This is a genomic window from Geomobilimonas luticola (assembly GCF_018476905.1).
In the GTDB taxonomy this organism is placed as follows: domain Bacteria; phylum Desulfobacterota; class Desulfuromonadia; order Geobacterales; family Geobacteraceae; genus Geomobilimonas; species Geomobilimonas luticola.
On sequence record NZ_JAHCVK010000011.1, the window covers coordinates 44,007 to 56,461 of the forward strand.

The following is a 12,455-nucleotide window of genomic DNA, read 5'->3' on the forward strand; positions in this document are numbered from 1 at the left end:
GTTTCAGCGCCGAACGATACGGAGCGTCACTCCTGGAGATTCTGTTGCAGAGTGTGCTGACCGAATCACAATCGAACGTTCGGGCACTTCCTGTCCCTCAATCAGGTGATGTTTAACGGTTTCAAGCCGTCTGTCATTTTTCCTGGTTGATGACTCCAATACGAACCGGAATGCCCTACTCCCTCCAGGTAACTCTTTGATCAGTGCCAGCGTGGCTGTACTGACCGGAGTCAATGCTCCGGTGCTGTCAAATAACAGGGGCGGCAGCAGTGGAACAGTTTTCACTGTCAGGGCGACAGGCAGATCCAATGACCGTTCCAGCTGCCTGGTCAGGAGCAGCTTTTCATCATCCTCTACCGGATAATCACGTTTTAGTGTTGTTGATACCAGTATCGATTCGTTACCACTGGCGAAGGTAAGTTGGGTATCCGATACCGGAAACGGTGTGAGTGCCTCCGTCAACTCGCGTTGTACGTTCATGATCATCTGTTCGACTTTGCCCTTGATCTGTGCAGAAGAGTCGGTCCGAGGTATTGTGGAAGTACTTCCTGCCAGGAGACTCAATGCGCTTGGCTGCTTGTCCACCTCTCCCGATGCAACAATTATCTGTTCCAACCTGACATCCACCGGACGTTTGAAGGCATCGGTCAGTTCCTTCTCCATCTTCAGCTCTGACGGTTTGTCAATGAACTTCACCGTATTGACTGAGGCCCTTATCAGTATCTTTTCGTCATGTTGCTGGTAGTCATAGCTAGTCATGCGTGAAGTCAACTCTTTATTCAGGTTCAGTTTCAGGACCCTTTCGATTCGTTTTTTCTCTTTGACCTTGGTAAGATCCGCCACCAAGGTATATGCAAGCGGTATGGAAATCAGCGTCAGCAGGCCGGCAATAATCATAAGTCGTTTACGGGGAGAATACTGGACCGTTTCCAGATGACTAGTCCGAAAGCCGAGGGTAAAAAAGACAAGATCCGAGGTCAGAACAATAGCCACAAAGTTGGTGAAAAAGAGCAGGAATCCGCCCATGGCTAACGTCAACTGTCCGGTGCCGAGACCGTAACCAGTCACGCTGAGTGGTGGAATTACCGCCGTGGCGATTGCTACGCCGGTAGACGTAATCAGATAATTTCTCTTGGTGCAGAGGGCAATGGCACCTACTGTGCCTGAGAGCACTGCCACAAGCAGGTCGAAAATATTGGGGCGCACCCGTGTCAGTATCTCAGCAGTCGGTTCCTTCAAAGGCGAAATAAAGCTGACTATAGTGCAGGCCACTATCGTCACCGCTACGCTGATGGCAATGGTTTTAAATGCGCGCCGAGCAAGGGAAATATCCCCGATTGTGAAAGCCAATCCTGATGATATGATCGGTCCCATCAGTGGGGAGATCAGCATTGCGCCAATGACTACCGCGATGCTGTTGGTCAACAGACCTAGCAGGGCAATCAGGCTCGCAAACATCAGCATGCTGTAGTATATCCAGGAACGATCGACGCCTGTGGCAACCTCTTTGATAACCGCACGGTGATTGACCATATCAGTTTTTATGGCCAGATAAGCGCTCAGTTTTTTTAGGTAATAGCTGACAAGGGTCTTGTTCACGATGTGCGCTCCATAGCCGTTTTCAGAATGCAGAGTCCCAACGCTTGCTGAGACGGATGGCGGCATTGATCAGGCCGACCATGCTGTAGGTCTGGACAAAGTTGCCCCACTGCTCGCCGGTCCGGACATCAATGTGCTCGGCAATGAGGCCGTGGCGGTTATGGCGTGCCAACAGGTTCTCGAACAGTAGTCGGGCTTCTTCGCTGCGGCCCAGTGCCACAAGGGCGTAGATATACCAGTAGGTACAGACGATAAATGCGTTCTCGGGGGTGCCGAAGTCATCCTGCTCGACATAACGGAAAATATAGTCACCCTGGCGCAGTTCCCGTTCGATCGCTGCGACAGTCGAGGCGAAGCGGCAATCGTCTGCAGCAAGAAAACCCACGTCATGCATCAGCAGCAGGCTGGCGTCCAGGCTATCCCCCTCGAATGCGGCGGTGAAGGCTTTTTTCTGCTCATTCCAGGCCCGTCTGCAGATGGTGGCGTGGATCAGTTCCGCCTGTGCCTTCCAGTAGATCGTGCGCTCCGTGAGGTGGAGACGGTCAGCGATCCTCGACAGGCGATCGCAGGCTGCCCAGCACATGATGCTGGAAAAAGTGTGAATCCGTTTGGTTCCACGTAACTCCCACAACCCCGCATCCGGCTGGTCATGAACCTGAATGGCTGTTTCTCCGAGCGGTTCAAGTCGATGGAAGAGTGCTGCGTCCCCCCGCTGCACGAGCCGCTGGTCGAAGAAAACATGGGTTACCGCAAGAATCGCCGAACCGTAGACATCGTGCTGGATCTGTTCATATGCCTGGTTCCCCACCCGGACCGGCCCCATACCACGGTAGCCGTCGAGTGTCTCGACCTCTCTTTCCGCCAGGTGCCCCTGTCCATCGATGCCATAAACCGGTTGAATCCGTCCACCAGGGGCGCCAGCGACAATGTTGACCAGATACCTGAGATAGCGTTCCATCGTGTGGGTCGTACCGAGACGATTCAGGGCGTTGACCACGAAATAGGCATCACGAAGCCAGCAGTGCCGGTAATCCCAGTTCCGCCCGGAGTTCGGTGCTTCGGGGACTGATGTGGTCATGGCCGCAATTATGGCCCCGGTATCATCGAAGGTGTTGAGTTTCAAGGTAATGGCAGCGCGGATGACTTCGTCCTGCCACTCAAAGGGGACGCCCAGGTCTCGCACCCATTCATGCCAGTACGCAAGCGTCTCGTCGAGAAACCGGCGTGACAGTTCATGAATAGCTTCCGGAATCGTTTCATCCGGCCCGAAGATAAGAGTCAGTCGGTCTTCCAGGAAAAACGGAAGTTCCTGAACGATGGTGGTAATGGAGGCATCGGTCGTGAGACGCATGACCCAGTCGGGGGATACGTAACGGATATGGTGACTGCCGTAGGTGCGATCACATGCTTCCCGGCCATAATCGTAGACAGGACGGATTCGGATCCTGATGCGGGGGGTTCCCTGTCGGCGGTGAATCTGTCTGATCAGCATCATGGGGGTGAACATCCGCCGGTGTTGTCGAAAACGGGGGGCGAAATCGGTGAGTTCGACCACACCCCCCTGGGCGTCGGTAAGGCGTGTGACCAGCACGGCGGAGTTGGGCAGATAGCGTTGTTCGGTCTTGATCTGATCAACAAGCTCGATGGCGCAATAACCTTTCTCCGATCCCGTTTGGTGTCCCTGCAGCAGGGAGCAGAATGCCGGGTCGCCATCAAAGCGGGGCAGGCAGTACCAGACGATCTTACCAGTGGAATCGATCAAGGCGCCGACCTGACAGTTGCCGATAAGGGCCAGATCAAGGGAATTGGTCATTGTCTAACTCCTGTTTGGGTAGTGGGACGTTCTGGTCATTGTGGCGGTTACCCAGAATGTGAATATCCCGCCGGGGATAGGGTATCTCCACGCCGTGTTCGGCAAACGTACGGTAGATGGCGAAATTGAGGACGCTCGTAAGGAGCCCCCGGCGGTGGATGAGGGTGGTGCTCCAGACCCGGAGTTCGAAGCAGAGCCCACTGTCGCCGAACTCCATCAGCCGCACGCCCGGTGCCGGCTTCTCCAGCACATCGGGATTCCCGGCTGCAACCTCCAGGAGCAACCGCTCGACGAGCCCGACGTCGCTGCCGTAGGCGACGCTCACGGGAATCCGGAACCTGACCCTCCGTTCATTGTGACTCCAGTTTACCACGTTCTCGGTGATGAACTTCGAGTTGGGCACGATGATGGTGATGTTGTCATTGGTCACGACTGTCGTGCTCCTGCCGCCGATGCGTACCACGTCTCCCTCCACGTTTCCCACCACGATCCGGTCCCCTGCCTTGATGGGTCGCTCGAAGAGAATGATGATGCCACTGATGAAGTTGTTGACGATGTTCTGGAGACCGAAGCCGAGGCCGATGCCAACGGCGCCGGCCAGGACATTGAGGGCGGTGAGGTCGATGCCGGCCGTCTGCAGGATGACAACGAAGCCGATGGCGATGACGGTGTAGCGGATGATGGAGCCGGTGGCTTGGCGGGCGCCAAGCTCCATCCGCGTGCGGTTGAGGAACTGCTCCACGGTCCAGGTCCGGAGTTTGCCCGACAGGTAGAAGAGGAGCGCCACCAGCACCACGAGTTGGATGATGGCCCAGAGTGTCACCGGCGACCCCCCGAGCTTCAGGATGGGGATTTCGAGAAACCCTCGGGTTTTTTCGAGCATATCGCGAAGTGTTTCCATTGCACCTCCTGTTCAGAACGGCCAGAAACGGGGTATGAAGATCGTGGCCAGCACCCAGAAGAGGATGTTGAGCGGTGTGCCTACCCGAAGAAAATCCGCATAACGGAACTGTCCCGGACCATAAATGAGGGTGTTGGTCTGGTAGCCCACCGGGGTCATGAAACTGGCCGAAGCGGCGAAGGCGATAGCCATGAGCAAGGGACGGGAATCGACCCCGTATGACTCGGCGGTGGCGATGGCGATGGGGGCCAGCATGGCCGCCGTGGCATTGTTAGACATCATCTCGGTGAACAACGAGGTGGCCAGATAGAAGGCAGACACCAGGGCCACAGGGCCTAAATTCCCCACCGTTTCGACCAGATAGCCGGCCAGAAGCATCGCAGCGCCGCTCTTCTCAAGGGCCGTTCCCAGGGTAATGACCCCACCCAGGAGGAAGATGACCTGCCAGTTGATGGCTCCGTATGCCTCCTCACGGGTCAGGCAGCGGGTCAGCACCATGAGGATGCAGCCGACGATGGCGCCCGCCACGATCGGGACGATGCCCGTCGCGGCGGCGGCCACCACTGCGGCCACGATAGTAACGGCCGTCGCCATACGGCTCTTGCGGAATACGGGAAGTCCCACCTGGGAAACAAGAACGAACGTCTTGTCCTCCCAGAGCTGGTCCAGGTGGTTCTCCTCAACCTCGAACAGGAGCACGTCGCCGGCCCGAAGCGGCATGGTATCCAGATCGTCACGCATCACCTGCCCCCGGTGCCGGACCGCCAGGGCGGAGAGACCGTAGCGGGAACGGAACCGGGCCTGCCTGAGGCTCCTGCCATCGAGGGTTGACCCCCGGGCCACCACCGCTTCCACCAGAACGGCATCCTCTCCGGCTTTGCGACCTGTCTCGTGGCGCAGGGAAATGCCGCGCCGGTCCTTGAGCTTGTGGAAATTCTCCAGGTCGCAGCGTACTTTCAGATGATCTCCCGCCTGGAGAACGATCCGGTCGCCAGGTTCCTCAATCAGTCTCCCGTTCCGGAATACCTCGACGCTGCGGATCGAGAGGTCGCGCAAAAGCGGCGACTCGGCCAGCACCTTCCCCACAGAACGGGCCTCCGGCTCCAGAATGATCTCGGTAAGATAGTCGCCTATGCCGAAGAGCTTCCGCAGATCTTCCTCCCCCTTGCGCGCGGGGATGAGCCGCACGCCGATCAGAAACATGTAGGCGCTTCCGGCTCCGAAGAAGATGAGGCCGAGGCCCGTCATCTCGAACATGCCGAAGGGTTCGAGACCGTGCCGCCCGGCAATGGAGGAAACGAGAATGTTTGTGGAAGTGCCGATGAGGGTGCAGACCCCGCCGAACATGGAGGCGAAGGAAAGGGGCATGAGGAGCCGCCCCGCAGCTGTCCCGGTATCGCGTGCCACCCCCAGGGCGATGGGGAGAAAGATGGCTACTGCCGCCGTGTTGTTGATGAAGGCGGAGAGGACCCCCACCGTCAGCATCATCACCGCCAGCACCAGCCAGAAGCTTACAGCCCCGAGCCGGGTCATAATCGTTCCAAGGAGGTTCACCGCTCCGGTTTTGAAGAGTCCCGCCGAGAGGACGAACATTGCCCCCACGGTGATGGTGGCCGGGTTGCTGAAGCCGCTGACGGCCTCCTGAGGCGTGATTATGCCTGAGAGCAGCATGGTGGCCATCAGTACCAGGGCCGTCAGGTCCACCGGCAGACGCTCGGTTGCAAACAGGATCACGGCAGATGCCACGAGCCCGAGAACAATAATTATTTCAACAGTCACCCGCTTCCCTCCGTCTGGATTGCTTCAAGCATATCGCCCTGCAACGCCAGCATCCCATTACCTTCCAACGGATACTCAATTCCATTCCAGAATTGTACACGAATTCCTGTTTTCTGCCTGCTCCGGGTTAGTTAACCGGTTGCGGTTCTGCTGGCAATGACTACCCCTTTCTGGTATAGTTTTGCCCATACTTGTACTGATCACGGAGGGTGCGATGGCTACGACGTTTGACGAATACCTGGCGCAGGGGATAACCTGCCTGGAGGCGGGTGATCATGAAGGAGCTGCTGCGGCGTTTGGCAGTTGCATCCAGCTGGAGCCGTCCAACCCGGAGGGGCACTTCAATCTGGGGGATGCCCTGTCTGCCGCCGAGAAGCCGGAAGAGTCCATAGCAGCATACGAAAGGGGGCTCAAACTTGCACCGGAGGATACTGAGGCCCTGACGGCCCTCGGCGACCTTTATTTCGAGCTGGGGCGGCACAAGGAGGCCCTCAAGGTCTACAAGCGCATTACCGACATTGCGCCGAAGGACGCCGACGGCTATGTGAATATCGGCCTGGTCTATAATAGCATGGAACGGGGTGAAGATGCGATCAAGGCCTATAACAAGGCGCTGGAGATGGATCCCGCCAACGTCTTTGCCTACAACGCCCTCGGCGACGCCTGGTACGGTCTGGGGGATCGGGAGAAGGCCGTTGCCGCCTACCGGAAGGGGATCGAGATCGATCCGGAGGACGCGGCGGCCCGTTTCAACCTGGGTGAACTGTACTATGACCTGGGTGATTTCGATGAGGCGGAGAAGGAGTGTCTGGAGGCGATCCGTCTCGACCCCCACTTCACCCTGGCCTATCTCACTCTGGGAAGCCTTTACATGGACCAGGAGCACGTTAAGGACGCCATCAAGTACCTGGAGCTCTACCTGAAAATGGAGACCTCACCCCAGGCAGCCGACATGGTGGCGGAGGTGAAGGCGGTGGTGGAGGGGCTGAAGGAAGAGTTGAAAGGGTAGGAAGATGGAGACGACACGAAGGGGGGCCGGAATCCGGCCCCCCCTTTTTTTAGGCATGCGGTCAAGGCTCGCGGCAGGTGCCGCTAATCGACCACGTTCCCCTTGGTTTCGATATCGAAGATTTCAATGATGGATTTCGGCGTGTAGGGGCAGGTCCTGGCCCCTTTCTCACCATTCCACTCGATGAGATGTTCCCCGGCTTTCTGGGTCTTCATGACCCGTTTGCCGCAGACTTTTTCAAGCCGCTCCCACATCTGTTCCGTGGAGAGCAGCTCGTACCCCCCCACCTCCCTGTTCTGTCCCGCGTTTTCCAAGAACCGGTCGATGAGGTCATAGTCGAGGAAGTCTTCCTCCTTGCGCCACCAGCTGATGAACTGCATGTCGGCCGTGCGCTCGTTCTTGATGGTTTTGGCGATCTCGGTGGTTGTCATGGCATCCCTCCCCCTTTCCTGCTGACCATTGGGTGTCCTACCTGCCATTATTATATCCCTGTTTTAGTAGTGCCGCAACTTGTGCAGGGTCGTGTCAACCCGCTCCAGATACGGGACAATCGGGATGCATGCTGTGTTGCGGGAAGAGGGGATTCCCCTTCCTCCAGAGGAAAAAAATTGCCCGGAGCCTTTGCATGTGAGATATTCGGGGATATTATTATGGCACGACAACAAAAGGAGGAACGTCAATGGCGGATAACGAGAACAAGGTAGCGGCGGGCGCGCTTATGCTGGTGGCGGGGGGGATTATCGGGGCGGGACTCGCCCTGCTGTTCGCACCCCAGTCGGGGAAAAAGACCCGGAAGGACATCTCCCGTTACGCCAAGAAGGTAAAGCATAAGGCGGATGACGTGGTGGACGATTTTGCCGATACCGTTTCCGACCTGGTGGACACGGTTGGGGAAAAGGCGGCCGACATCCTCGACAAGGGGAAGGATATGGCCTACGACGCGAAGAAGGACCTTCTCAAGGCGATCGAAGAGGGGCAGTCCAGGCTGGAAAAGCAGCGGGCAAAACTGTCAAAGATTATCGGCTGATAGTCGGCAATTCCGATCAAAACCCCGCCCGGTTTGCACCTGGCGGGTTTTTTTGTCACTGCAGGGCATGTTCTGCAGGCAGTCATGTGTCGACCGGGGGCGGATGAGTGATGAACGACACTGAATTTCGTGGCGATTGCAGCGCCGGTGCGCACCTGCACCCGAACGTGGACCGCCGGAGTCTTCCTCCCGATGGGGGCGAGCGTTTCAACCGGCTGATTTTTGCCACCAGTCCCTATCTTCTGCAGCATGCCGAGAATCCGGTGGACTGGTATCCCTGGGGTGAGGAGGCGTTTGCCAGAGCTGCGACCGAAGACAAGCCGGTCTTGCTTTCCATTGGCTACGCCACCTGCCACTGGTGTCATGTCATGGCCCACGAGTCCTTCGCGGATTCCGATGTGGCAGAGGTCATCAACCGGCATTTCGTGGCGATCAAGGTGGACCGTGAGGAACGGCCGGACATCGACGACCGGTACATGACCGTCTCCCAGATGATGACTGGCAGTGGCGGCTGGCCACTGAACATTGTCATGACCCCCGACCGGCGGCCGTTCTTTGCCGCCACCTACATTCCGAAAACACGCCGGCAGGGGATGCCGGGGGTTGTCGAACTCCTGGAGAAGCTGGCGGCACTCTGGCGCACGGAGCGGGACCGGATCGAAGAGAGCTGCGCATCGGTCATGCAGGCACTAACCCAGCTCGGCGGTCCCGCCCCTGCCGAACTACCGGGGGACGGCGTACTGGCGGACGCTTATGGACAGTTGCGCCAGATGTACGACGAGACCTGGGGCGGCTTCGGAACCGCTCCCAAGTTCCCCATGCCCCATTACCTCCAGTTCCTACTCCGCATCGGGAAGCGCACCGGCGATGCATCCCTCATCGCCATGGTTACGACAACCCTTGCCCGTATCCGTCAGCGGGGCATCTTCGACCAGGTCGGTTTCGGCCTCCACCGTTACAGCGTCGATCGGCAGTGGGTGGTCCCCCATTTCGAGAAGATGCTCTATGACCAGGCCATGGTAACTCTTGCCTGCATCGAGGCATTCCAGGCCACCGGAAGCCGGAATTTCCTGAAGATGGCGGAAGAGGTCGCAGCCTATGTCCTGGTGGAGATGACCGGTCCGGAGGGGGGATTTTACGCGGCTCAGGATGCAGATACGGAAGGGGAGGAAGGGAGATACTATGTCTGGACACCTGCCGAGATCGAGGCGGTTCTGGGGCATGACGCCGCCATCTGCTGCAGGCTGTGGGGCGTCACGGCGTCGGGAAATTTCGGGGGACGAACCATTCTCAATCTCCCGCTTTCTATCGAGGAATTTGCCCGACGGGAAGGGGTGACCCCTGACCTGCTGGATGCCGACCTGGCAAGGTGGCGGGAACGGCTCCTGGTGGCCCGGAGCGAGCGGGTCCGACCGTTCAGGGACGAGAAGGTGCTGACCGCCTGGAACGGTCTCATGATTGCCGCACTGGCACGGCTTTACGGGGCGACCGGCGAGGCCCGCTGGCTTGGGGCCGCGGAACGGGCAATGGATTTCATCCGGATGCGGCTTGTGGACGGCAGTGGACGCCTGTTCCGGAGCTACCATGGAGGGCGGGGGGACGTTCCCGGTTTTCTTGAGGATTATGCGGCGTTTGTTTCAGGGCTGATCGCCCTTTACGAAGGAACCCTCGTTTCGGACCATCTTGAGGAAGCGGTCAGATTAAGCCGGCAGATGCTGTCGCTTTTCCAGGATCCGGAATCGGGTGGGCTGTTCGACACGGGGAACGACGCGGAGGCGGTGCTCGGGAGGAGCGTGAACCCCTACGACGGTGTCACTCCCTCCGGCACCTCCCTGGCTGCCCTGAACCTCCTCAAGCTGGGAGGGGTTTCCGGCGCTGCCGACCTGGCAGCGGCGGGGGAGGCGGTCCTTCGCTCCGCCATGGGGAAGGCGGTCCGCCAGCCGGCGGGCTACCTTTGTCTCCTCATGGCGTACGATTACCTGCTCGGCCCGGCGGTTGAAATAAGCCTGGCCGGGGACCGTAACGACCCGGAGATGCTGGCCATGCTCAGAGTCATCGGTTGCCGCTTTATCCCACGGCTGGTGCTGCGTCATGCAGGGGGAGACCCTTCGTTTTTGGAGCGGGAAGGTAAAGCAACGGCTTACGTCTGCGCAAACGAAGCCTGCCGGCCGCCGGCAGTGGGCGCAGCGGCTTTGGGCCGGCTGCTGGACGAGGTTGCCTGACAGCGGCCACGGCATGAACCATCCTCGCTGGCTCCAGACAGCCCTCATTTCCGGCCATGCGGGCTTTCTTTTCCACCTCACAGCTTGTTGCGCCAGTTTCGCAGCGACGGGGCGGAGCGGTTGAACGCGAACAGTGCCTCGATCTTTTTCGATCCCAGAATGCGCGCCAGGGTTGCCTTCAAGGTGGCCTCGTCATCGTCGAAGTCGCCGTGCTGGCGGGCCGTAGAGTAGTGGGTGGGAGTGCCCGATTCGTTGTTGGGGGTGAGCACCCATTCTGCGTTCCTTCCCTTGAAAAGCGCCGTCAGCTCCTTGTCTCCCCTCACGAAATTCTCCATGCCGAGGATCGGTTCACCTTTGCGGAAGAAGGGAATCCGTGCCTTTTCCTCGAAGGCGTTGGATACCAGGTAAAGAAGCGACTTGTTGTAGATCTTGCCGCAGTTGTCGTCCTGCTCGGCCTTGTCGCTCAGGGTGAACAGAGTGAAGCGTCCGATCCGGCCGGCGGTGATGGCGGGGAGATAGCTCTGCTTGAAAAGTTCCACAGTGCAGGCAGGAGCCCAGAGGGTGCAGCTTGCGATGGTCTGGCCGTGGCGGCCGGTCAACTCCTGGATGAGGGGAGCGTGGAAGATGCTTCCGGCGCTGTGGCCTACGACATGGACCTCCGTTGCCGGGTCTGCGGAAATGAGTTTCGCCAGGCTGGCAAGCGCGAGCCGGGCGCCTCCCTTGTCGCTGCTGGTGGCCAGAAGTGCGTTTTCTTTCATCTCGTCCCACATCATCTTGCCCGGAATGCGGGCTATGGGTTCCAATGCGTCATCCAGTCGGTCGAGCATGAAGTCCTTGGTCGCGTCCAGGAACCCCTCGGGGCGGCGGCGGCTGACGGCGTCCTTGAGGATGTTGGTGAGGGTCGTCCAGAAGTCGCTGTGCCAGATGAAAGAGACAGGGTAGACCTCGGCCCGGAGGAGCGCGGGAAGATAATCGGCCAGCCGCTGGACGGATGATGTCTCATCAACCAGTCCACCATGGGCGTAGAGGAGGATGCGCCTGTTCTTCCAGCCTGTCGTGACGTGGGGGATGTGGTGCTCGAATATCTGATGAACTTCATCCTCGCCGGTGCCATAGGTGCCGCCAGCTCTCAGGGATCCGTCGTTGCCGATGCTGACGATGTGGCGGCGCAGGTCGTTGAGGCTGAGTGCGTCGGTGTAAGTGGTGGCCGACGAGTGCCGCGTGGCGACGGCCGCAGCAGTCTTGACGGCGACGGGGGCGCCGAGCCGTGCCACCCAGACGTCGGTGCCGTTGGCCAGCCAGTCGTCGTAGCTTATATGGGCAAACCCCTCCTTGCCCCAGTCCTGTCCCCAGGAGTTCTGGAGCCAGAAACCGTCCTTGTCGTAGGCGACGATGGCGAAGGCGTGACCGCCGAGAATATCGTCGCTCATGGTGATGATGCCGTTTTTCCTCACCTTCTCCCATCCGGCATGAACGGTGGCCGTGGCGTAAAGGATGCCGACCTCGGCGATGGCACTGTGCATTGCCACCAGGTCTTTGTGGTTGACCCGGTAGTAGGCACCGAGGGGGCGGGCTGCCCCATCGTCGGCAGCACGGGGGGTGAGGCTTCCCCCCTTCTTCCAGAGGTTCTCCGTGCAGACCCCGTGCTTATGCCACCCCTTCATGGCTCCCCGGGCGCTCGATCCGTCGTAGTTTTCTCCCGACCATTCATCGTAGCGCCTGGCCAGCTGGTAGAGCATCCAGGGACTCACCCCCGCCTTGTCGGGAACCACTTTCCTCATTCGGAGCAGATAGTTGACCACCGTGGCGAGACCGAAACCGGTGCAGGCCCCCTCTGTCCCCTGATCGAGGATCGGCACGCCGGTTTTCCGGTAATCCTTGAGGTCGACAACCGACGGCACCTCTACCAGCGTGGGGGCAAACATCCTGTCGCGGAAATCCAGGGTGTCTGGCCTGACGTTCAGTGTCCTGCCGCTCCTGGTGACGTTCATCGTTTTCGCCATGGCTTTCTCCCTGGAACGCCCGGCAGCTCATTCCTGACCGCTTTCGCCAGTGAATGGTGCCGGGCGTTCCTCCCTTCAGATTATGGTTCAGAGGTCCGACCT

9 protein-coding genes are annotated in these 12,455 nt (G+C 59.0%); 3 read left to right on the plus strand and 6 right to left on the minus strand.

All coding sequences use genetic code 11. The features are described from left to right. Positions 1-3: 3 nt before the first annotated feature. From KI810_RS15740 to KI810_RS15755, 4 genes are read right to left on the minus strand one after another with little or no spacing between them, the layout of a single operon-like run. On the minus strand, positions 4-1,599 hold the full coding sequence (locus KI810_RS15740) for a TIGR00341 family protein (protein WP_214176517.1): 1,596 nt from the start codon (positions 1,597-1,599) through the stop codon (positions 4-6). Between the two features lie 22 nt (positions 1,600-1,621). Next, on the minus strand, positions 1,622-3,412 hold the full coding sequence (locus KI810_RS15745; RefSeq protein ID WP_214176518.1) for a glycoside hydrolase family 15 protein: 1,791 nt from the start codon (positions 3,410-3,412) through the stop codon (positions 1,622-1,624). Continuing rightward, positions 3,396-4,313, minus strand: coding sequence for a mechanosensitive ion channel family protein (locus tag KI810_RS15750; protein ID WP_214176519.1), 918 nt, complete (start codon positions 4,311-4,313; stop codon positions 3,396-3,398). The genes KI810_RS15745 and KI810_RS15750 overlap by 17 nt, the downstream gene beginning before the upstream one ends. Before the next feature lie 12 nt (positions 4,314-4,325). Beyond that, positions 4,326-6,092 (minus strand): sodium:proton antiporter, encoded by a 1,767-nt coding sequence (locus KI810_RS15755; protein WP_214176520.1) that lies wholly within the window; start codon positions 6,090-6,092, stop codon positions 4,326-4,328. A gap of 214 nt (positions 6,093-6,306) precedes the next feature. On the opposite strand from KI810_RS15755, the gene KI810_RS15760 reads away from it, so the two are divergent. Beyond that, positions 6,307-7,101, plus strand: a complete 795-nt coding sequence (locus KI810_RS15760; RefSeq protein ID WP_214176521.1) for a tetratricopeptide repeat protein — start codon at positions 6,307-6,309, stop codon at positions 7,099-7,101. A gap of 83 nt (positions 7,102-7,184) precedes the next feature. Here KI810_RS15760 and KI810_RS15765 read toward each other — a convergent pair whose 3' ends face one another. Next, the gene (locus KI810_RS15765; protein WP_214176522.1) at positions 7,185-7,532 is read right to left on the minus strand and encodes a hypothetical protein; all 348 of its coding nucleotides are present in this window, start codon (positions 7,530-7,532) and stop codon (positions 7,185-7,187) included. Positions 7,533-7,780: 248 nt separating this feature from the next. Here KI810_RS15765 and KI810_RS15770 point away from each other — a divergent pair, with 248 nt between their 5' ends. Next, the gene (locus tag KI810_RS15770; protein WP_214176523.1) at positions 7,781-8,128 is read left to right on the plus strand and encodes a YtxH domain-containing protein; all 348 of its coding nucleotides are present in this window, start codon (positions 7,781-7,783) and stop codon (positions 8,126-8,128) included. 110 nt (positions 8,129-8,238) lie between these two features. Then, positions 8,239-10,350: a thioredoxin domain-containing protein gene (locus tag KI810_RS15775; protein WP_214176524.1), complete on the plus strand. Its 2,112-nt coding sequence runs from the start codon at positions 8,239-8,241 to the stop codon at positions 10,348-10,350. Between the two features lie 77 nt (positions 10,351-10,427). On the opposite strand, the gene KI810_RS15780 is transcribed toward KI810_RS15775, so the two are convergent. Beyond that, a complete protein-coding gene (locus KI810_RS15780; protein WP_214176525.1) occupies positions 10,428-12,353 on the minus strand; it encodes a C1 family peptidase in 1,926 nt (641 codons plus the stop codon). Positions 12,354-12,455 lie beyond the last annotated feature (102 nt).

Excerpts from the sequence above, each read along its gene's own strand:
- KI810_RS15745 (WP_214176518.1), bottom strand. The coding sequence starts at position 3,412 with ATGACCAATTCCCTTGATCTGGCCCTTATCGGCAACTGTCAGGTCGGC.
- KI810_RS15750 (WP_214176519.1), bottom strand. The coding sequence starts at position 4,313 with ATGGAAACACTTCGCGATATGCTCGAAAAAACCCGAGGGTTTCTCGAA.
- KI810_RS15760 (WP_214176521.1), top strand. The coding sequence starts at position 6,307 with ATGGCTACGACGTTTGACGAATACCTGGCGCAGGGGATAACCTGCCTG.
- KI810_RS15765 (WP_214176522.1), bottom strand. The coding sequence starts at position 7,532 with ATGACAACCACCGAGATCGCCAAAACCATCAAGAACGAGCGCACGGCC.
- KI810_RS15770 (WP_214176523.1), top strand. The coding sequence starts at position 7,781 with ATGGCGGATAACGAGAACAAGGTAGCGGCGGGCGCGCTTATGCTGGTG.
- KI810_RS15775 (WP_214176524.1), top strand. The coding sequence starts at position 8,239 with ATGAACGACACTGAATTTCGTGGCGATTGCAGCGCCGGTGCGCACCTG.
- KI810_RS15780 (WP_214176525.1), bottom strand. The coding sequence starts at position 12,353 with ATGGCGAAAACGATGAACGTCACCAGGAGCGGCAGGACACTGAACGTC.